Genomic DNA, 19,647 nt, shown 5'->3' on the forward strand with positions numbered 1-19,647 from the left:
TTAGGCTCCGGTCTCGTGGGCTCGGAGATGTGTATAAGAGGCAGCCGCCGGATCGCTCGGTCGGCCGGGCCGACCGAGGGGCGGGGCCGGCACGACCGGTGGCCGGTCCGGCGGTCCGGGTGGCACCGCCGATGGTCGGGGTTCGCCGGGTCGGGGCGGCAGACCAGGCTCTGCGGAATCCGCCGCGCGCCGGTCCGGTACCGGTGCTCCGGGCGGCGGTGCGGCGTCGCCACCCCGGCCCCGAACCGGCTCGGCCGAGGCCGCCGGGTCCATCCCCGGTGGCGCCGTCGGGCCGCCGGAGTCCGGTCCGAGTTCCGGCAACCGGTCGTACGCGCTGGGCGGACGGACGGGTGGGTCGGCGGAGGTACCACCGGCCGGGCCGATGTCGGCCTGCTGCTCCTTGGCGGTCCGCAGGTCGGCGATCCAGCCGAGCTCCTCGCCACTGACCTCCGGCTCCTCGGGTACGGCTGCGGGTTCCGGCTTCCCCCGTCCCCAGCGGCGGCCCTTGCCCCGTGGTTCCCGCCGCTCGTCGTGGCCGTCCTCGCCCCGCTCCGAACCGCGCGACTTCACTGGTGTTCCTCCCCCGCGGATGCCCCGCCGCCGTCTGCCGTCACCGTGCCGTTCACGGCCCCTTCCGTCACCCTGCCCGCGTCGGCCGGCTCGCCGGCCGGTACGTCGACGCTGGTCGGACGTGCCCCGTTCGCCGGACCTACGCCGTTCGCCGGACCTACGCCGTTCGCCGGGCGTACGCCGTCGTCGGCCGCCGGGGCGGGCTGTCCGCGGATTATCCGGCGCAGCAGGGGCAGCCGGGTGCCGACCGCCCGCTCCGCGCCGTGTGCTCCAGGCTGGTAGTAGTCCACCCCGACCAGATCGTCCGGCGAATACTGCTGGGTCACGACCCCCCGCTGGTCGTCGTGCGGATAGCGGTAGCCGGTGCCGTGTCCCAGTCCCCTGGAACCGGCGTAGTGGGCGTCGCGCAGCGCCCTGGGCACCGCGCCACCCCGCCCGGCGCGTACGTCCCCGATCGCCGCGCCGATCGCCGTGGTCGCCGAGTTGGACTTGGGCGCGGTGGCCATGTGGATCACCGCCTGGGCGAGATTGAGTTGCGCCTCCGGCAGGCCCACATACTCCACCGCGTGCGCGGCGGCGGTGGCCACGCTCAGTGCACCCGGGTCGGCCATCCCGACGTCCTCGCTGGCGAAGATGACGATCCGGCGGGCGATGAACCGGGCGTCCTCACCCGCCACCAGCATCCGGGCCAGCCAGTGCAGTGCGGCATCCACATCGGAACCCCGCATGCTCTTGATGAACGCGCTGACCACGTCGTAGTGCGCGTCCCCGTCCCGGTCGTAGCGGACCGCCGCCACGTCGACCGCCTGCTCCGCGGTGGAAAGGTCGATCACGGTGCCGCTCAGCGCCCGCGCCGACCCGGCCGCCGCCTCGAGCGCGGTGAGCGCCTTGCGTACGTCGCCGCTGGCTAGCCGGACCAGGTGGTCCTCGGCGTCCGGGGCGAGGGTCAACGTGCCGGCCAGTCCGCGCTCGTCGATGACGGCACGGCGCAGCAGCCCGCGTACCGCCTCATCGTCCAGCGGCTGCAGGGTGAGCAGTACGCACCGGGAAAGCAGTGGCGAGATGACCGAGAAGTACGGATTCTCGGTGGTCGCCGCGAGCAGCGTCACCGTCCGGTCCTCGACCGCGGCCAGCAACGAATCCTGCTGGGTCTTGCTGAACCGGTGCACCTCGTCGATGAAGAGCACGGTGGGGCGGCCGCCGGCCCGGCGTTCGCGACGGGCCGTGTCGATCACCGCACGTACGTCCTTCACCCCGGCCGACAGTGCCGACATCGCCACGAACCGCCGCTCGGTGGCGCTCGCCACCAGGTGCGCGATGGTGGTCTTGCCGCTGCCCGGCGGGCCCCACAGGATCACCGACATCGGCGATGTCCCGGTCACCAGTTGCCGCAGCGGTGCGCCCGGTGCGAGCAGATGGTCCTGACCGATCAACTCGTCCAGGCTGGTCGGACGCATCCGTACCGGCAGCGGCGAGTCCGCGGAGGGTACGGTGAAGCCGTCGGCGCCGGTCCCGGCCGGTGCGGTGCGCCCGCCAGCGGGATCGACGAGTGAGAATAGGCCGTCGGACTCCATCACGAAGACAGTACCGGCCCGGTTATCGGTGCCGGAAATGCACCGATAACCGGGCCGGTCGCGATCCGGCGCAAATCAGCCCCGACCTGGCCGGCGGCCTCGGTACCACCGACCGCCGCCACCACCCGCGCTGCCCGGGCCACGTCCCACCCCGGCAAGGTAGAGGGCGAGGCAGAGCAGACCGATCAGCACCAGAGTGGGGAAGTTGAACAGGTCAGGGGCACCAAGGTTCTCGTCGAACAGGTCCAGCAGCAGTGCGAACGCGAAAACGCCGGCGGCGATGTAGGCGAGCATCAGTTCCTCCCGGTGGGGGTCCCAGTAGGTCGGCCAGGATGTACCCGACGGCAACGTCCGCCAATCCACCCCCCTGCCCGCGTTGCCGAACAGATATCCGACAACTTCCGACGGCGGGCCCGCGCCGATCGGTGCTACCCGAGGCTCGGGCTGCCCGACTCGAGCGGGCGGTCCTGCGTGGCGCCCCGCTGCCGGACCAGGTCCGGTCGATCCGTCGGCGACGCGCCGGACGGCCGTCGAGCCGCCCACCAGGCGGGCAGGTAGAGCGGGGCGGCGGCGGCCAGCACCACGGCTCCGACCAGCATCGCCGTGCTGACCGTGGTCGCACCGGCCAGCGCGGTCAGCAGTACGCCACCGAGCGCGCCGGCCGGCTGGGCCACCATCGAGTTGAGCGAGACGACGCTGTTCCGGTACGGACCGTCCACCTGCCGGTGCAGCAGTCCCATGTGCATCGGATTGGACGCACCGTGCACCGCGTAACAGAAGAGGTAGGCGGCGATGATCCCGGCCGGCCCGGCCAGCAGCGCCATCCCGACCACGGTCGCCCCCTGGAGAATCCGGAGCAGCGCGGCGCTCAACGGCACGCCCAGCCACCGACTGGCGTACGCGATCGCCGCCGCGCCGCCCGCCGAGGCGAGCCAGGCGGCGGAGGCGGTCGGACCGAGCAGCGCCGCCGCCCTCTCCGGATTGCCGAGCACCTCGGCCAGGCGTACCGGGAACAGCACCTCGAAGGTGACCATGCCGAAGCCCCAGAACAACTCGACGGCGACCAGCGCGAGCACGATCCGGGACCGGCGCAGCAGCCCGAACGCGCCACCGATCACGCCCGGTACCGCCCGCAGGGAGCCGCGCAGCGTGCCGACACCGCCGGTCGGACGTACCTCGACCAGCAGCAGGAGCAGGGCGATCAGGGCGACGATCTCGAAGGCGATCGCGACCACCACCGGCAGGGTGAGCGCGCTGACCGGGCCGACCGGGCCCAGCGCGACCAGGCCGCCGCTGGCCAGTGCCCCGGCGCCGAGGCAGATGCCGAGGACCACTCCCCCACCGCTGAGCCCCCGTTCGATCGGGGCGTCGGGGTCGGCGGCCAGCGCGGCGTCGACGTACCAGGACTCGAGTGGGCCGCTGTCCAGGGCCCGGAAGATCCCCATCAGCACGAACGTCAGGAAGAACAGGACGACCGAGTCGGCGACCACGAACAGGATCAGCGAACCGAGATTGATCAGCCCGGCGGCGACCAGCACCGGCTTGCGGCCCAGCGCGTCGGCGAGACCGCCGGTCGGCAGTTCCAGCGCCAGCACCACCAGTCCCTGTGCGGCGGCGACGAGGCCGATCTCGGGCAGGGTGAGCCCTCGTTCCAGCAGCAGCAGGGTCAGAACGGGGATCAGGAAGCCGATCGGCAGCCACCGGAGTCCGTGCAGCACCAGGTAGCGGCGTCGGGCCTGACGACCGGTCAACGCGGTCACGGCGTCTCCTCTTCGTCGGGGCGGGCGAGCGCGATCGGCCCGCGCACCGGAAAGCTGTGCCAGTACAGGAGCACCTGTTCGGTGCCGTCGCCGGGCTCGGCCGGGGTGTCGACCGCCGGGAACGTGTGCCGGTAGCGGTCGATCACGGCGTACAGGTCGTCGTTGAGCTGCCGGAGCTGCTGCGGAGTCAGCCGGAGCAGGAAGTCGGAGAGGCCGACGGCGTCCCGCCACTCGACGGGGTAGTCGTGCTGGTTCGTGATCCAGCGTTCGGCCTGGTCCGCGTGGATCCGGAACGCGTACCGGTAGAGCCAGTCCGCAGCCGCTCGGGCGTCGGGGTCGTCGTCGAAGTCGCTCGCGCTCCAACTGCTGAGTTGATGCTCCGCCCGCCACCAGCGCTGCCGGCCGGTGCCCCGGTCGGGCTCCTCCACCACGAGGCCGACGTCGGCGAGCTGACGCAGGTGGTAACTGGTCGCCCCGGAGTTGGTATGCAGCGCCTGGGCCAACCCGGTCGCGGTGGCCGGACCGTGCGCACGTAGCTCGACGAGCAGCCGGAGGCGGAGCGGATGGGCCATGACGCGGATCTGCTCGCTGCCCAGCCGGACCTGGGAGGAGCTGTTCTCGGGGTTCGATGGTGAACTCGACACCCATGCACAATACTTGTGCACAGATACTATGCACAATAGTTGTGCATAGCTTGCAGGTCGAAAACGTCTGGCGGGCCCCCTGGGGGCCCGTCAGACGGCGGGAAGGAGTTCGTTGACACCCCGAAGCCGGGTCTTCAGCAGCGCCCCGGCCCGGCGCAACGCCGAGGCGGGCACGGATGCCACCCGCCTCGGCCGGAAAGCCCGGCACCGCACGGATGTGCCGGCCGGGTCCGTGGACCCGGCCGGCACACCGTCAGCAGGCGCCGTACCCATCTGGTCGCGACCGGCGACCCCGGTACCGCTCAGCCTCCCGGGAAGGCATCCGGGTCGACGTCGCTGGTCTGCGCGTTGCCACCCGCCACCGGGGTCAGCGTGATGGTCCAGATCGTGTACTGGCTGGAGGTGGTGCTGAACTTGAAGGTGTCCTCGAACCGCGAGAAGTCGCAGTCGCGGCTGAACGACTTGGCCTTCGCGTCCCAGTCCTTGCCACTGGTCATGTAGATCCGGTACGTGCCGTCCTTGATGCTGGAGACCGTGAGCTTCCCCTTGGCCCGGACGTACACGCTCACGGTCGGGCTCTTGGCGCTGCCGAGCACCACGTTGATCACCGCGTCGGTGCTGCCACCGTTCTCGATCTTCAGCTGTCCCTGACCGCTACGGACCCGCTTCAGGAACGTGCCGTTCTTGAGCCGCCGGTTGGTGTCCGTGGCCTTCTTCGGCACGAACGAACCGACCTGGTACGGCTGTGCGGGATCCGCCGCCGCCAGCGCCTGCTGCGCGGACCGCACGTCCTCACTCGCCGCTTCCCGGCCGAGCCGCGCGAGCGCCGACGAGCCGAGGCAGACCTCGCCGGCACCGGCGGCCGAGCCCGTCTCCGCCACCGAGTCGCCCAGGCCCTCCAGCCCACGGAGCAGATCGGCGTGCGCCGTGGCGGCGTTCGCCGGCGGCACCACCTTGGAAAGCGCCTCGATCTGCTGGTTGAGCGCGGTTTCGATGCCGTCGACCGCCGAACCGACCGCCTTGGGGTTCTTCGCCCCGGCGAGCTTGGTGAAGGCGGGCGCCACCGACTTGTCGACCTCGGCCAGCAGGGCCTGATACTCCTGGGCGCTGATCGGCTGGGCGCCGGCCGGCGTGTCCTTGCCGGGGCCGGAGGCGGTCTTTCCGGGGCCCGTCGAATCGTCGCCGTTCATCCAGAGGAGCAGCGGCACGGCGAGCGCGATCAGCAGCACCACGGCGACCGCGGCGCCCACGATGACGAGAACCTTGCCCCGCCCGGACTTGGCCGGCGGTGCGGGTGGGAAGGCGCCGAACTGCGGCGGCCCACCGAACTGCGGCGGTCCACCGAACTGGGGCGGTCCACCGAACGGAGCGGTCGGCGGCGCCGACGTCGGCGGGACCGGGCCCGTGCCGTACGGAGAGGTGGGCGGGGCCGACGTCGGCGGCGGAGTCGCACCGAACGGCGCGGCTCCGAACTGTGGTGGGATCGCACCGCCTCCGCCCGGCACGATTCGGACCTGCACGTAGGCGTCCCGGGGTGGTCCCCCGGGCATTGTCGCGGGTCCGATGCCGGGCAGTCGGAGGACGGTACCGTCGCTGAGTCCGGCCGGGATACGCAGCGGCATGCTCTGTCCGGACCACGGCAGGACGACGGTCCGAACGATCTCGGACCCCGCCTCGCTCGGGTCTATGTCGATAATCAGATCAGGGTTGGGCGCCATGGTCCGAGTATGAGCATCCGGGGCAAGTCTATTGACGGCCACCCCCGGCCGACCAGATGTCGGCCGGGGACGAGCCGGACGAGCCGGACGAGTCGGTCAGGAGGGTTCGACCGGAGCGGCCACTCCCGCCGTCCCGCCCTGCGGCGCGGCGGCAGTCTTCGGCTTCGCGTCGATGCCCGCCTCCGTCCGCTGCTGCGCCGTGATCGGGGTCGGCGCGCTGGTCAGCGGGTCGAATCCGCCCCGGGTCTTCGGGAACGCGATCACCTCGCGGATCGACTCGGCACCGGCCAGCAGCATGCAGACCCGGTCCCACCCGAACGCGATGCCGCCGTGCGGCGGCGGGCCGTACTTGAACGCCTCCAGCAGGAACCCGAACTTGTCGGTGGCCTCGTCCGGCGTGATGCCGAGCAGGTCGAAGACCCGACGCTGTACGTCCGCCCGGTGGATACGGATCGAGCCACCGCCGATCTCGTTACCGTTGCAGACGATGTCGTACGCGTACGCCAGCGCGCGGTCCGGAGCCTCCTCGAACCGGTCCACCCAGTCCGCGTTCGGCGAGGTGAACGGGTGGTGCACGGCGGTCCAGCCGCCCTCGTCCGTGCGCTCGAACATCGGCGCGTCCACCACCCAGCAGAACGCCCAGGCGCTCTCGTCGACCAGGCCCGCCCGCTTGGCGATCTCGATCCGGGCCGCGCCGAGCAACTCCTGCGCCTCCCGCCGTTCCGTGCTCGCGGCGAAGAAGACCGCGTCTCCCGGCTTGGCCCCGACGGCGTCGGCCAGCCCGGTGAGGTGCTCCGTGGAGAGGTTCTTGGCCACCGGTCCCCGGGCCTCGCCGGACTCGGCGTCGAGCACCACGTACGCCAGGCCACGGGCGCCGCGGGCCTTGGCCCAGTCCTGCCAGCCGTCCAGCTCCTTGCGGGTCTGCCCGGCACCGCCCGGCATCACCACCGCCCCGACGTACCCACCGGCGTTGATCGCGCCGGCGAAGACCCGGAACTCGGTGCCGCGCAGGTAGTCCGTCAGCTCGGTCAACTCGACCCCGTAACGGAGGTCCGGCTTGTCCGACCCGTAGCGGTCCAACGCGTCGTGCCAGGTGATCCTCGGAATCGGCTGGCTGATCTCGTGCCCGGCCAGCTCCCGCCAGAGCGTGCCGACGATCTCCTCGCCGAGGTCGATCACGTCGTCCTGCGTGACAAACGACATCTCGATGTCGAGCTGGGTGAACTCCGGCTGCCGGTCGGCCCGGAAGTCCTCGTCCCGGTAGCAGCGGGCGATCTGGTAGTACCGCTCCATCCCGCCGACCATCAGCAGCTGCTTGAACAACTGGGGAGACTGCGGCAGGGCGTACCAGGTTCCGGGTTGGAGGCGTACCGGGACCAGGAAGTCCCGCGCGCCCTCCGGCGTCGACCGGGTCAGGGTCGGGGTCTCGATCTCCAGGAAGTCGCGGTCGTGCAGCACGCCCCGGGCGAGGTGGCTGGCCCGGGACCGCAGCCGCAACGCCCGGGCCGGACCGCCGCGACGCAGGTCGAGGTAGCGGTACTTGAGCCGTACGTCGTCGCCGGCCTCCACCTGGTCGTCCACCGGCAGCGGCAGCGGCGCCGCCTCGGAGAGGATCTCCAGTCGGCTGACCGTGACCTCGATCTCGCCGGTGGGCAGCTCGGGGTTGTCGTTGCCCTCGGGGCGCCGGGTCACCTCGCCGGTGACCTTGATGCAGAACTCGTTGCGCAGCGCGTGGGCCGAGTCCATGCCTTCCCGGAACACCACCTGCACCACGCCGGAGGCGTCCCGGAGGTCGACGAAGATGACGCCGCCGTGGTCCCGCCGACGGGCCACCCAGCCGGCGAGGGTCACCGTGGTGCCGGCGTGCGCCGCCCGCAGGGTGCCGGCGTCATGGGTACGGATCACGACAACTGTCTCCTCACAAGTAACCGGGTGGTCCGGACTGCTGCCCCGACATTCTGTCAGGACGGTCCGAACCGCCCGGCGCCGGTCAGCTCGTCCCATGGACCGGCACCGACCGGATCCGGACGACGCCACGAGCCACGATCGGTACGATCCGGCGCCAGGCCACCGGTCCTTCGTACTGGCGTTCGACCAGGGTTATCATGACCGCATGACAGTCGGCGCCTACCAGCCCTCGATGCTGGACCTCGCGGCGGACGACGGCATCGTCGGCGACGGCGCCGGACTCGGCCCACTCGCCGGGCGGATCCGCCGGCACGAACTGAGCCGTGGCGCCTGGGTCGACCACCTGCCCGGCTGGGTCCACGGGTCCGACGCGGTGCTGCACACCCTGCTGACCGGCGTCGACTGGCAGGCGGAGCGCCGCCGGATGTACGACGGGGTGGTCGACGTCCCACGCCTGCTCCGCTGGTACGACGGGAACGAGCCGCTACCGCACGCGGTGCTCACCGAGGCCCGGCGCAGCCTGACCCGGCACTATGCCGCCGAGTTGGGCGAGCCGTTCGTCACCGCCGGAATGTGCCTCTACCGCAGCGGGCGGGACAGCGTCGCCTGGCACGGTGACACCACCGGCCGCTCGGCCCGCGAGGACACGATGGTGGCGATCGTCTCCTTCGGTGCGCCCCGGCCGCTGCTGCTACGCCCGCGCGGCGGCGGGACCAGCCTGCGTTTTCCGGTCGGTCACGGTGACCTGGTCGTGATGGGCGGCTCCTGCCAACGGACCTGGGAACACGCTGTCCCGAAGACGTCCCGCCCGGTCGGCCCCCGGGTCAGCGTGCAGTTCCGGCCCGTCGGCGTCGCCTGAACCAGCGCGCCGCTCCCGGCCCGCCGGCGTCGCCTGAACCAGCGCGCCGCTCCCGGCCCGCCGGCATCGGCCGAACCGGAGCCGTCATCCCCGGTAGACGTCGTCCTGCACGCTGCGGGTGTCCGAGACGAGGGTGCGGAGCTGGCCGAGCGTCGCGTTCGGGGCCAGGATCGCCGACCGCCATCGTCGGATCAACGCGGTCGTCTCCCAGACCGCCGCCCGAAGGTCGGACACCTCCCGGGCCGCCTTCTCCACCTCCTGCCGGGCGACGACCGTCTCCGCTTCCAACTCCGCGACCCGGAGCTTGAGCGGTTGGACCAGGGTCAGCGCGGTGTCGGTCAGTACGTCGGCAGCCTCGGCGTTGAACTTGCGGCGCTGCAGCAGCACCGCGGCCATGGCGCCGACCCCGCCGGTGCCGCCGAGAATTCCGACGATGGAGAGGAGGATCTGCACCCAGGCCGGGCCTGCATGGGATGACGCTGGCGCGATCACCGGGGATCCCTTCCTACGAGAAGTGGTACCTCGGCGACGGCGACCGATCGTGGGCTGCTGTCGAAACCGATCAGCAGGCTCCCGCACAGCACCGCGGTGACAAGTGACGTCACCTCGAAGGGGTGCCGTCCTGACACCATCCTGATGGCACCCACGGATCAGCCCTGCCCGGACGCGAGCACCGGATGACCGTTGTCGAACCAGACGTTGCTGGGCTCCCAGGTGACGCCCGGGTGGGCGGGCCGCCCGATGATGCCGTACCGGTAGTTCCGGCCGAACACGTTGTGCCGGAAGACGACCGCCGACGCGATCAGATCGGGACGGATCCCGATCGTGTACGCACCGCCGTTGCAGTAGTTCTCCTCGAAGCGGAGGTTGCGCACCGCCGTGCCGAGGGTGAGGCACGAGTTCATCGTCTCCGACGTGCTCGGTCGGTAGGCGTCCAGCCGGTTGTGCCGGAGAACGACATCCGTCGCCCCGGCGACACGTGCGCAGTCGTTGTGCGATGCCGGTATCCGGACCAGATCGTGGATCCACGAGTCGAGGACGTTGGTCCGGGAGCCGAGCCAGATCCCCTCCGGTACATGATGGAGGTTGACCCGGCGCAGCGTGTAGTCGTCGAAGCAGACGCCGGCCGGCGGTCTTCCCCGGCCGTCGATCTCCACGTCCTCGATCACGAGGTTGACCGCCGAGTCGAAGGTACGGATCGGAAACGCCGGGCCGTCGGAGATGATCCTCGAGCGGCGGATCGTGACGTTCCTGGCGTAGACGCTGACCCGGCCGGTGATGTTGAGGTTCGTGACGACCTGCCCGTCTCGTCGCAGGTCCAGAGAACCGGACGACGTCAGGGTGGTGTTGGCGGGTACACCGGTGGTGGCGGGTCCGGGCCAACGGGTCAGCGGAACGAGCGGTGTAGGCATGGGTCTCTCCCGAAAGACCTTGCGGGCGCGAGCCTCCGCGCCGGATGAGGTTTCCCGACGCCGCTCCGTCCGCCCGCAGTTCTCAAGGGCATGAGCCCCTGACCGCTGGGCGGGCCGCCAGGCCGGTGATCGACGAAACTCCGTCGCCCGGATGTCACTCAATGTTACTGGTGTACCGAGCTTGAGACACATGTACGAGCAGGCAGATCACCGACAGACGACGCTGGTCGGGGTCAGCGTTGTTCCGCCCGCTGTTCCCGTTTCGCCTGGCGGAGCTTGTCCCAGCGCTCGATGAGCACACCCATCTCCGCCTCGACGAAGAGCAGGAAGTCCCGCATCTCGGCCAACCGCTCGCCGGATGGCGAGGTCTCGTCGCCGACGGCCAGTACGCCCTGGTGCATCATGGCGGCGAGCTTCTGGTAGAGCCCGTCCCGGATGCCCTGCGCGTACCAGGCGTCGCCGAGGGCGCGGTACCGGTCCCGACGGGAGTTCGGGACCGGCTCCCGGACCGCCAGGCCGACGTGCTGGAGATAGCGCACCGCGCCGGAGACGGCGGCCAGGCTCACCCCGAGCCGCTCGCTGATCTCTCCGGCGGTGAGGCCGGGCTCGTCGGTCACCATCAGCGCGGCCAGCACCCGCGCCGGCATCCGGGGTACGCCCAGATCGCTGAAGGTCAGCGCGAACTGCTCGACGAAGCGACGCACCGCTTCCTCGTCCCGCCGGCCCTCAGTTCGGGTCATCATCGTCCTTCTTTAGTTTGTGAAGATCGTGTAATTCTGCCTCAACAACGCGTCAGCCGGCCAATGCGTCGCCTCAGGGGTGTAAGGAGGGGGCCCTTCTTCTACAGAAAACGATAAGAAGGGCCCCCTCCTTACACCCGAGGGTCAGGGCGCGAGGTCGCGGCGCCGGAAGAGGGCCATTCCGGCCGCGGTGAGGGCCATTGCTACGACCGCCAGCAGCACCAGGGGCGTCGCGCTGGCCTCGGCGGCGGGCAGCGCCGGGACGTGGCTGAACGGGGAGATGTCGCGGACCGCCTGGGGCAGGTTCAGCAGCTCGCCGAGCTGGCCGAAGATCAGGGCGACGGCGAATCCGGCCCAGCCGATCCCGACGGCCAGCCGGGGGACCAGGCCGAAGGCGGCGAGGACGAAGCCGATCATGATCAGTGCCGGGGCGAGCTGTACCAGGGCGGCGACGGTCAGGTCGGCCAGCCGGCCGCCGGTGTCACCCGCGGCGAGCCCGGCCACCAGGCCGGCGGAGATCCCGGCGATCGCCAGCAGCAGCACCGCGCCGAAGACCGTGACGGCCAGGTGGCTGCCCAGCCAGCGCAGCCGGTGGACGCCGGTGGCAAGGGTCGGTTCCGCCCGTCCGCCGGTCTCCTCGGCGCGGACCCGGAGCAGCGCCTGGACCGCGTAGCCGGCGACCATCGCGCCGATGATGGCCAGCATCGCGGAGTAGAACGAGTCGATCAGGCTGCCCTCTCCGCCGAGTTCACGGATGGTGCGGGTCGCGCCCTCGTTGCCGTCGAACGCCTCCTCGACCGCGCTGGACAGGGAGCCGATGGTCACCCCGAACAGGCCGACCGCGATGGCCCAGCCAAGAAGCGTGCCGCGCTGCAACCGCCAGGCCAGGCCGAGCGGGCTGAGCAGTCCGGGGGCGGCCGTGGCCGGGCCGGGACGGGCGGCGACCATACCCATCCCGATGTCCCGGCGGTTCGTCAACGCGAAGGCCAGCCAGGTTCCACCGACGGCGAGTGCCAGCGGCAGCCCGAGCAGCCACCAGCGGTTTCCGGCGAAGGGCTGGGTCAGGCTCGTCCAGCCGATCGGGGACAGCCAGCTCGGCCAGGCCGTGGTCATGGTGTATCCGTTCGGCCGGATGTCGCCGAGCGCGTCGCCGAGTCCGCGTACCAGGTAGGCCGCGCCGATCGCGGCGGCGGCGATCCCGTTCGCCGCCCGCGCGGTCTGGCTGACCTGGGCGGCGATCGCCGCGATCGCGGCGAAGGCCAGGCCACCGGCGCCGACCGCCAGGCCGAGCGTCAGGGAACCGGCGGTGGGCTCGCCGTTGCCGATCAGGGTGAGCGCGAGCAGCGCGGCCAGGACCAGGTTGGCGCCGGCCGTGACGATCATCGCCGCCGTCAGGCTGGCGTGCCGGCCGACCACCATCGAGCCGACCATCTCGGTACGCCCGGTCTCCTCGTTCTGCCGGGTGTGCCGGACCACGGCGAGGGTGCTCATGAAGCCGGCCATCACGACCAGGAACGGGAAGATCTGGAACGCCATCATCTCGCCGTTGCTGGTTCCGGTGGGCACGTTCCGGAGCATCAGGATCGCCGGGGTCTCGACGGCGGTACGCAGCACCGTGAGCCGGTCCGCCTCGGTCGGGAACTGCTCCTGGGCCGCCGCGTACGTGCCGGAGAGCAGCACGGTCGTGCCGACGATCCAGAGCGGCAGTTGTACGCGGTCGCGGCGCAGCGCCAGCCGAGCGAGCCGGACGGTGCCGGTGAGGGTGCCGCCCATCACACACCGGCCAGTTCTGCGCGGGCTTCCTGGTGGCCGTAGTGCCGCATGAACAGTTCCTCCAGTGACGGCGGGGAACTCGTCAGCGCGCGCAGTTCGAACCGGTGCAGGTGCTGGAGCACCCGGTCCAGTTCGGCGGCGTCGACGTCGAATGTCGCGTGCGCGCCGTCCACCCGGGCGTCGTGCACGCCGGGCAGTTCGACCAGTCCGCTGATCGGCCGGGCCGTCTCCACCGAGATCGCCGTACGGGTCAGGTGGCGCAACTGGGAGAGGGTTCCGGACTCGACGGTCCGCCCCTGCCGGATGATGCTCACCCGATCGCAGAGCGCCTCCACCTCGGAGAAGATGTGGCTGGAGAGCAGCACCGTCCTGCCGTCCCGTTTGACCTCGCGTACACACTCCTGGAAGACCGCCTCCATCAGCGGGTCCAGCCCGGAGGTCGGCTCGTCGAGGATGTACAGCTCGACGTCGGAGGCCAAGGCGGCGACGACGGCGACCTTCTGCCGGTTTCCTTTCGAGTACGTCCGCGCCTTCTTGGTCGGGTCGAGTTGGAACCGCTCGAGGAGATCGTCCCGGCGTCGCTTGTCCAGGCCGCCACGGAGCGCCCCGAAGAGGTCGATCGCCTCGCCACCGGTGAGGTTCGGCCACAGGTTGACGTCGCCGGGTACGTACGCCAGCCGGCGGTGCAGGGCCACGGCGTCCCGCCACGGATGCCCGCCGAGCAGGCTGACCTGGCCGGCGTCGGCGCGCAGCAGCCCCAGCAGTACGCGGATCGTGGTCGACTTCCCGGCGCCGTTCGGTCCCAGGAATCCGTGGACCTCGCCGACGTCGACGGAGAGGTCCAGTTCGTCCAGTGCACGGCTCCGACCGAAGGACTTCACCACGCCGGAGACCGAGATCGCAGTAGTCATGGATCCGATGCTACGGCGATTTCACAAAGTTGTGAAAACTGGGAAGTGTATGGATTTCGTCAAGACTTTCGTCGCCGACCGATCTCCGTCGTCCGGTCAGTCCGTCGGCAGCGAGTCCACCCCAGCCGCGAGCAGGTCACGCATGTCCTGTTCCGCACCCGTGGGAAAGGTCTGGGGCTCCACCAACTGGTACGCCACGTAGACCTCGTAGTTGTCGCCCACCCACGCCCAACCGTCCACCCGCGCCTCGCCGTCCTTCCAGGGCCGCACGACGAGGCAGGAGTGGTCGCCCGGCCCGTCCGACGTCGGCTTGGCGCCCACGTCGGCGCACCGGTCCGCGCGCCATCGGGCGTCGAAACTGTCGAAGTCGGTCACCTCGACTTTGATCGCGATATCACCGCTGAACGGTCCGGTCTCGGAGTTCAGGTCGATCGCACACTGCTTGGAACCGCTGCTCTCGCCGTACTTCTGAAAGGAGGACTCTCGCTTCGACCCGGGGGCGAGTCGACCGAGCATCTCGTCGGTGACCAACACGCACGGATCCTGAAGTTCCGCCGGCGCCGCCGGCTTCGACCCGGCACAACCGGCCAGGCCGACCAACAGCACCCCGGCCGCCAGCCCCACCCACAACCGCGAACGCGACGTCATCATCGATCCTCCCCCGTGGACGAGCCGGAACCCTAACAGGACTCCCACCGTCCAGAAGCACCTCGAGGCGGCAACTCGGCCCGCGGACCTGCGACACGACGGGCGTAACCTGATCGAAATGTCTGACTGACACGATCCGCTGAGTCGCCGCTGCGGAGGTAGTTGATGTTCCTCACCCATCACGAGCAAGAACGGCTGATGGTCCATGTCGCGGCCGATCTGGCGTGGCGTCGGCGCGAGCGTGGCCTGCGGCTCAACTACCCGGAGGCGATCGCCGTGATCACGGCGTTCCTGCTGGAGAGTGCCCGGGACGGCCGTAGCGTCGGGGAACTCATGGAGACCGGACGGAACGTGCTGGGTCGCGACGACGTACTCGATGGTGTCCCGGAGATGATCCCGGAGGTGCAGGTGGAGGCGACGTTCCCGGACGGTACGAAGCTGGTGACCGTACACGAGCCGATTCCGTGACGGGGCGGCCGTGACTCCCGGCGAGGTGCTACCCGGCACGGGTGACGTGAACATCAACCCCGGCAAGCCCGTCCGCACCGTCGCGGTCGTGAACACCGCTGACCGGCCGGTCCAGGTCGGCTCGCACTACCACTTCGCGGAGGCGAACCCGGCACTGGAGTTCGACCGTACCGCGGCCTGGGGGCACCGGCTCGCCGTACCGGCCGGCACCTCCGTGCGGTTCGAACCGGGCATCGGCCGGGACGTCGACCTGGTGCCGTTCGGCGGCACCCGCACGGTCCCCGGACTGCGCGGCGAGTGCGCCGGCCCGCTCGACGCGCCGGGGCTACCCAGAACCGGCCCGGCCGCATCGCGAGACACCGGGGCCACCGGGGAGGTGGCGTGAGCACGATGGACCGGCGCCGGTACGCCGCGCTGTACGGCCCCACCGTCGGCGACCGGATCCGGCTCGCCGACACCAACCTCCTGATCGAGGTCGAGCAGGACCACTGCGGGTACGGCGACGAGGCGGTGTTCGGCGGCGGCAAGGTGATCCGCGAGTCCATGGGCCAGTCCCTGGTGACCCGCGCCGACGGCGCCCCGGACACGGTGATCACGGGTGCGCTGGTGCTCGACCACTGGGGCGTGGTCAAGGCCGACGTCGGGATCCGGGACGGCCGGATCGTGGCGCTCGGCAAGGCCGGCAACCCGGACACCATGGACGGCGTCCATCCCGATCTGGTGATCGGGCCCGGCACCGAGATCATCGCCGGCAACGGAAAGATCCTGACCGCCGGTGCGATCGACAGCCACGTACACCTGATCTGCCCGCAGATCCTCGAGACCGCGCTGGCCAGCGGAATCACCACGATCATCGGCGGCGGTACCGGACCGGCCGAGGGGACCAAGGCGACCACCGTCACGCCGAATCCCTGGTACCTGGGCCGGATGTTGGAGGCACTCGACCCCTGGCCGATCAACGTGCTGCTGCTCGGCAAGGGCAACACGGTCAGCGAAGAGTCGATGTGGGAGCAGTTGCGCGGCGGGGCCGGCGGCTTCAAGCTGCACGAGGACTGGGGCACCACACCCGCGGCGATCGACGCCTGCCTGCGGGTCGCCGACGCGTCCGGGGTCCAGGTCGCGATCCACACCGACACGCTCAACGAGGCCGGGTTCGTCGAGGACACCCTGCGGGCCATCGCCGGCCGGTCGATCCACGCGTACCACACCGAGGGGGCCGGCGGCGGGCACGCGCCGGACATCATCACGGTGGCGGGCGAGCCGAACGTGCTGCCGTCGTCGACCAACCCGACCCGGCCGTACACCCGGAACACCCTGGACGAGCACCTGGACATGCTGATGGTCTGCCATCACCTGAACCCGACCGTGCCGGAGGACCTGGCGTTCGCGGAGAGCCGGATCCGGCCGAGCACGATGGCAGCCGAGGACGTCCTGCACGACCTCGGTGCGATCTCGATGATCGGCTCGGACTCGCAGGCGATGGGCCGGATCGGCGAGGTCATAATCCGTACCTGGCAGACCGCGCACGTGATGAAGGCCCGGCGGGGCGCGCTGCCCGGCGACGGCGCCGCCGACAACCTGCGGGCCCGCCGGTACGTGGCGAAGTACACCATCTGCCCGGCGGTCGCGCACGGCATCGACGGCGAGGTGGGCTCGGTCGAGCGGGGCAAGCTCGCCGACCTGGTGCTCTGGGACCCGGCGTTCTTCGGGGTACGGCCACACCTGGTGATCAAGGGCGGCATGATCGCGCTCAGCCAGATGGGCGACGCCAACGCCTCGATCCCGACGCCGCAGCCGATGCTGCCCCGGCCGATGTTCGGCGCGTACGGCGTGGTCCCGGCCGCGACGAGTCTCGCCTTCGTGGCGCCCGCCGCGATCGACGCGATGCTCGGCGACCGGCTCGGCATCCGGCGCGTTCTGGCCCCGGTGGTCGACACCCGGTCCCGGGGCAAGGCCGACCTGCCGCTGAACGACGCGCTGCCGCGCATCGAGGTCGAGCCGGACACCTTCACGGTCCGGATCGACGGCGAGGTCGCCCTGCCGGAGCCGGTGACCGAGCTGCCGATGGCCCAGCGGTACTTCCTCTTCTGAGCAGCGTGTGCACGTGCGCGAGGAGATGACGTGACCGGGCTCGCCACCCTGCTGGTACTCGCCGACGGACGACTGCCCGCCGGCGGCCACGCCCACTCGGGTGGGCTGGAGGCCGCGGTCAGCAGCGGCCGGCTCCGGGATCTCGCCGGGCTGTCCGGGTTCCTCCGGGGTCGGCTCGCCACCACCGGCCGGATCACCGCCGCGTTCGCCGCCGCCGCCTGTGTCGCCGCCCGCACCGTGCGCGCCGCCGACGCCGACGCCGACGCCGACGCCGACGCCGGGCACGATGACGCCCTCGATCGGCACCGGCTCGACGCGCTGGACGAGGGTCTCGACGCCCGCACCCCGTCCCCGGCACTGCGCCGGGCGTCCCGGGTACAGGGCCGAGCCCTGCTCCGCGCCGGCCGGGCGATCTGGTCGGTCGACCCGGCACAGCGGGACCGGCACCATCCGGTGGCGCTCGGCATCGTGGCGGCGGCGGCCGGACTTCCACCGGCCGAGGCGGCGGTCGCCGGGGCGTACGGGACGGTCAGCGGACCCGCGAGCGCGGCCGTACGACTGCTCGGCCTCGACCCGTACGGCGTGCACAGCCTGCTCGCCGAGCTGGCCGGCGAGTGTGACCGGCTCGCCGCGCTCGCCGCCGCGCGGGCCGGTGACCCGATCGACCTGCTCCCCGCCGACTCCGCACCACTGCTGGAGATCGGTGCCGAGGTACACGCCAACTGGGAGGTGCGTCTCTTTGCGTCCTGATCCACAGGTGCAGAACGGAACCGGGTCACACGACCACGGGACCGGTCCGCACGAGCACGCCGTCGACGAGGTGCCACACACCCATCCCGACCCCGGCGTCGACCCGCACGCGCCGCTGACCTCCCCCGTGCCCGGCACGACCCGACCGGTCCGGGTCGGCATCGGCGGCCCGGTCGGCTCGGGCAAGACGGCACTGGTCGCGGCGCTCTGCCGGGCGCTGGGCGACGAGCTTCGACTGGCCGTGGTCACCAACGACATCTACACCACCGAGGACGCCGACTTCCTGCTCCGCAACGGCGTACTGCCAGCCGACCGGATCCGGGCGGTGGAGACCGGCTGCTGTCCGCACACCGCGATCCGGGACGACATCTCGGCCAATCTGGACGCGGTGGAGGACCTGGAGGTGAGTCTCGGCCCCCTCGACCTCGTCCTGGTGGAGAGCGGCGGCGACAACCTCACCGCCACCTTCAGCCGGGGACTGGTGGACCATCAGATCTTCGTGGTCGACGTGGCCGGCGGGGACAAGGTCCCCCGCAAGGGCGGTCCCGGGGTCACCTCCGCCGACCTGCTCGTGATCAACAAGACCGACCTGGCCCCGCTGGTCGGCGCGGACCTGTCGGTGATGGCCCGGGACTCCGCCGCCCGCCGGGGCGACCTCCCCACCGTCTTCCTCTCCCTCGTCGACGACCCGGTGGCGGGGATGGTCGCGGACTGGGTCCGAGGACTGCTGCCCGCCCGGACCGATCGGCGGGGCGGGCCCGCGAAACTCGTACCCTGATGCGGGCCCAGGCCCGGATCGTGGCCGTCGCCGACCCCGTCCGGGGTACCCGGCTGGCGGCGATGCGCGGCGAACCCCCGCTGCTGCCGCGACGCACCTTTCCGTCCGATTCGGAGGGCGAGGTGCAACTGCACCTGGTCGGTGGGGCGGCCGGACCGCTCGGTGGCGACGACCTCCGGATCGAGATCGAGGTCGGCCCCGACGCCCGGCTCTGCGTACGGAGTGTCGCCGCGTCACTGGCGCTACCCGGGCCGGCGGGAGGCCAGTCCCGGCTGCACATCACCGCCCGGGTCGCGGCCGGCGGTCGGCTGCGCTGGCTCCCCGAGCCGTTGATCGGGGCGGCCGGCTGTGACCACCGCACGGTCACCAGCATCGCGCTCGCCGAGGGGGCCACCCTGCTGTGGCGTGAGGAGCTGGTCTGCGGCCGGTACGCAGAGCCGGTCGGCGACGTACGGATCGAGACGACGCTGCGGTACGGCGGCCGTACCCTGCTCCGCAACGATCTCGCGGTCGGGCCGCGCGCGTCCGGATGGTCCGGCCCGGCGGTGCTCGACGGCGCCCGCGCGGTCGGATCGCTCCTGGTGGTCGACCCTGCCTGGTCCGATGCGACGTCGCAGGAGCCGACCCGCTGCGTCTGGATGGCCGGGCCGGACGACGGCTCCGGACGGCCCGACTCGGCCGGCGGCCCGACCGGGGTGCGCAGGGCCGCGCCGGAACACTCCACGGCGGCCGTGCTGCCGCTGGCCGGTGGACCGGCGATGCTGGTCAATGCGGTCGGTGCCGATCCACGGGCGGTCCGCGCGCGGCTCGACCGGCTGTCCGTCCGCCGATACGTACCGGAACGGACGGCTCGGTTCCGGGCGATTCCGATCGCTCGGGTATCCCCAGCAGCGTCCTCCGCGACCGCCGGAGATGCGGAGTAACGCCCGTCGGCCCACCCGATCAGGGTGATGCGGACTGACCCGTAAGCGAGTCAAGCTGCACTTCTGGCAGTGCTCACCGGACTTCCGGCGGCGCTCGGTGCTCACCGGCGTCGGTCGGCC

19 protein-coding genes and 1 pseudogene are annotated in these 19,647 nt (G+C 71.3%); 7 read left to right on the plus strand and 13 right to left on the minus strand.

The annotated features are described in order from the left end of the window. The 7 genes and pseudogenes from I0C86_RS27340 to aspS form a co-directional block, all read right to left on the minus strand. Positions 1–570 (minus strand): hypothetical protein, encoded by a 570-nt coding sequence (locus tag I0C86_RS27340; RefSeq protein ID WP_196204171.1) that lies wholly within the window; start codon positions 568–570, stop codon positions 1–3. Beyond that, entirely contained in the window at positions 567–2,144 is a 1,578-nt protein-coding gene (locus I0C86_RS27345) for a replication-associated recombination protein A (protein WP_196204172.1), read from the minus strand. Before I0C86_RS27345 ends, I0C86_RS27340 begins: the two co-directional genes overlap by 4 nt. Positions 2,145–2,219: 75 nt before the next feature. After that, positions 2,220–2,438, minus strand: a complete 219-nt coding sequence (locus tag I0C86_RS27350; protein WP_196204203.1) for a hypothetical protein — start codon at positions 2,436–2,438, stop codon at positions 2,220–2,222. Between the two features lie 96 nt (positions 2,439–2,534). Continuing rightward, positions 2,535–3,904, minus strand: a pseudogene (locus I0C86_RS27355) (MFS transporter); the annotation flags it as partial. Then, positions 3,901–4,476 (minus strand): helix-turn-helix domain-containing protein, encoded by a 576-nt coding sequence (locus I0C86_RS27360; protein WP_196204204.1) that lies wholly within the window; start codon positions 4,474–4,476, stop codon positions 3,901–3,903. The pseudogene I0C86_RS27355 and the gene I0C86_RS27360, both read right to left, overlap by 4 nt. A 374-nt stretch (positions 4,477–4,850) precedes the next feature. Next, the gene (locus tag I0C86_RS27365; protein WP_196204174.1) at positions 4,851–6,266 is read right to left on the minus strand and encodes a hypothetical protein; all 1,416 of its coding nucleotides are present in this window, start codon (positions 6,264–6,266) and stop codon (positions 4,851–4,853) included. 96 nt (positions 6,267–6,362) lie between these two features. Continuing rightward, positions 6,363–8,171 (minus strand): aspartate--tRNA ligase, encoded by a 1,809-nt coding sequence (aspS, locus tag I0C86_RS27370; RefSeq protein ID WP_196204175.1) that lies wholly within the window; start codon positions 8,169–8,171, stop codon positions 6,363–6,365. Positions 8,172–8,379: 208 nt separating this feature from the next. Here aspS and I0C86_RS27375 point away from each other — a divergent pair, with 208 nt between their 5' ends. Next, positions 8,380–9,033: an alpha-ketoglutarate-dependent dioxygenase AlkB gene (locus I0C86_RS27375; RefSeq protein WP_196204176.1), complete on the plus strand. Its 654-nt coding sequence runs from the start codon at positions 8,380–8,382 to the stop codon at positions 9,031–9,033. Positions 9,034–9,117: 84 nt separating this feature from the next. On the opposite strand, the gene I0C86_RS44775 is transcribed toward I0C86_RS27375, so the two are convergent. From I0C86_RS44775 to I0C86_RS27405, 6 genes are all read right to left on the minus strand, one after another. Further along, positions 9,118–9,525: a hypothetical protein gene (locus I0C86_RS44775; RefSeq protein WP_196204177.1), complete on the minus strand. Its 408-nt coding sequence runs from the start codon at positions 9,523–9,525 to the stop codon at positions 9,118–9,120. Between the two features lie 158 nt (positions 9,526–9,683). After that, positions 9,684–10,445 carry a hypothetical protein gene (locus tag I0C86_RS27385; protein WP_196204178.1) on the minus strand — a complete coding sequence of 254 codons (762 nt, stop codon included), beginning with the start codon at positions 10,443–10,445 and terminating at the stop codon, positions 9,684–9,686. A gap of 233 nt (positions 10,446–10,678) precedes the next feature. Then, positions 10,679–11,188 (minus strand): GbsR/MarR family transcriptional regulator, encoded by a 510-nt coding sequence (locus I0C86_RS27390; RefSeq protein ID WP_230394883.1) that lies wholly within the window; start codon positions 11,186–11,188, stop codon positions 10,679–10,681. Between the two features lie 141 nt (positions 11,189–11,329). After that, entirely contained in the window at positions 11,330–12,958 is a 1,629-nt protein-coding gene (locus I0C86_RS27395) for an ABC transporter permease (protein WP_196204179.1), read from the minus strand. Further along, positions 12,958–13,869 (minus strand): ABC transporter ATP-binding protein, encoded by a 912-nt coding sequence (locus I0C86_RS27400; protein ID WP_196204180.1) that lies wholly within the window; start codon positions 13,867–13,869, stop codon positions 12,958–12,960. The genes I0C86_RS27395 and I0C86_RS27400 overlap by 1 nt, the downstream gene beginning before the upstream one ends. Before the next feature lie 96 nt (positions 13,870–13,965). After that, positions 13,966–14,520, minus strand: a complete 555-nt coding sequence (locus I0C86_RS27405) for a hypothetical protein (protein WP_196204181.1) — start codon at positions 14,518–14,520, stop codon at positions 13,966–13,968. Between the two features lie 162 nt (positions 14,521–14,682). On the opposite strand from I0C86_RS27405, the gene I0C86_RS27410 reads away from it, so the two are divergent. The 6 genes from I0C86_RS27410 to I0C86_RS27435 are packed head-to-tail and all read left to right on the plus strand — an operon-like array spanning position 14,683 to position 19,527. Next, a complete protein-coding gene (locus I0C86_RS27410; RefSeq protein ID WP_196204182.1) occupies positions 14,683–14,985 on the plus strand; it encodes an urease subunit gamma in 303 nt (100 codons plus the stop codon). A 10-nt stretch (positions 14,986–14,995) separates the two neighbouring features. Further along, positions 14,996–15,370 carry an urease subunit beta gene (locus I0C86_RS27415; protein WP_196204183.1) on the plus strand — a complete coding sequence of 125 codons (375 nt, stop codon included), beginning with the start codon at positions 14,996–14,998 and terminating at the stop codon, positions 15,368–15,370. Positions 15,371–15,375: 5 nt separating this feature from the next. Beyond that, positions 15,376–17,076 carry an urease subunit alpha gene (locus I0C86_RS27420; RefSeq protein WP_230394888.1) on the plus strand — a complete coding sequence of 567 codons (1,701 nt, stop codon included), beginning with the start codon at positions 15,376–15,378 and terminating at the stop codon, positions 17,074–17,076. A 30-nt stretch (positions 17,077–17,106) separates the two neighbouring features. Continuing rightward, positions 17,107–17,826 (plus strand): urease accessory protein UreF, encoded by a 720-nt coding sequence (locus I0C86_RS27425; RefSeq protein ID WP_196204185.1) that lies wholly within the window; start codon positions 17,107–17,109, stop codon positions 17,824–17,826. A gap of 7 nt (positions 17,827–17,833) precedes the next feature. Beyond that, complete coding sequence (gene ureG / locus I0C86_RS27430; RefSeq protein WP_323373877.1) at positions 17,834–18,604, plus strand: urease accessory protein UreG; 771 nt, start codon at positions 17,834–17,836, stop codon at positions 18,602–18,604. After that, positions 18,604–19,527 (plus strand): urease accessory protein UreD, encoded by a 924-nt coding sequence (locus I0C86_RS27435; RefSeq protein WP_196204186.1) that lies wholly within the window; start codon positions 18,604–18,606, stop codon positions 19,525–19,527. The genes ureG and I0C86_RS27435 overlap by 1 nt, the downstream gene beginning before the upstream one ends. Positions 19,528–19,647 lie beyond the last annotated feature (120 nt).

It is taken from the genome of Plantactinospora alkalitolerans, assembly GCF_015690345.1.
Classification (GTDB): domain Bacteria; phylum Actinomycetota; class Actinomycetes; order Mycobacteriales; family Micromonosporaceae; genus Plantactinospora; species Plantactinospora alkalitolerans.

Bases quoted from the DNA above. Each gene is read 5' to 3' on its own strand.
- I0C86_RS27390 (WP_230394883.1), bottom strand. From the start codon at position 11,188: ATGATGACCCGAACTGAGGGCCGGCGGGACGAGGAAGCGGTGCGTCGC.
- I0C86_RS27385 (WP_196204178.1), bottom strand. From the start codon at position 10,445: ATGCCTACACCGCTCGTTCCGCTGACCCGTTGGCCCGGACCCGCCACC.
- I0C86_RS27420 (WP_230394888.1), top strand. From the start codon at position 15,376: ATGGACCGGCGCCGGTACGCCGCGCTGTACGGCCCCACCGTCGGCGAC.
- I0C86_RS27410 (WP_196204182.1), top strand. From the start codon at position 14,683: ATGTTCCTCACCCATCACGAGCAAGAACGGCTGATGGTCCATGTCGCG.
- I0C86_RS27345 (WP_196204172.1), bottom strand. From the start codon at position 2,144: ATGGAGTCCGACGGCCTATTCTCACTCGTCGATCCCGCTGGCGGGCGC.
- I0C86_RS27405 (WP_196204181.1), bottom strand. From the start codon at position 14,520: ATGATGACGTCGCGTTCGCGGTTGTGGGTGGGGCTGGCGGCCGGGGTG.
- I0C86_RS27400 (WP_196204180.1), bottom strand. From the start codon at position 13,869: ATGACTACTGCGATCTCGGTCTCCGGCGTGGTGAAGTCCTTCGGTCGG.
- I0C86_RS27435 (WP_196204186.1), top strand. From the start codon at position 18,604: ATGCGGGCCCAGGCCCGGATCGTGGCCGTCGCCGACCCCGTCCGGGGT.
- I0C86_RS27365 (WP_196204174.1), bottom strand. From the start codon at position 6,266: ATGGCGCCCAACCCTGATCTGATTATCGACATAGACCCGAGCGAGGCG.
- I0C86_RS27395 (WP_196204179.1), bottom strand. From the start codon at position 12,958: ATGGGCGGCACCCTCACCGGCACCGTCCGGCTCGCTCGGCTGGCGCTG.
- I0C86_RS27360 (WP_196204204.1), bottom strand. From the start codon at position 4,476: ATGGCCCATCCGCTCCGCCTCCGGCTGCTCGTCGAGCTACGTGCGCAC.
- I0C86_RS27350 (WP_196204203.1), bottom strand. From the start codon at position 2,438: ATGCTCGCCTACATCGCCGCCGGCGTTTTCGCGTTCGCACTGCTGCTG.
- I0C86_RS27375 (WP_196204176.1), top strand. From the start codon at position 8,380: ATGACAGTCGGCGCCTACCAGCCCTCGATGCTGGACCTCGCGGCGGAC.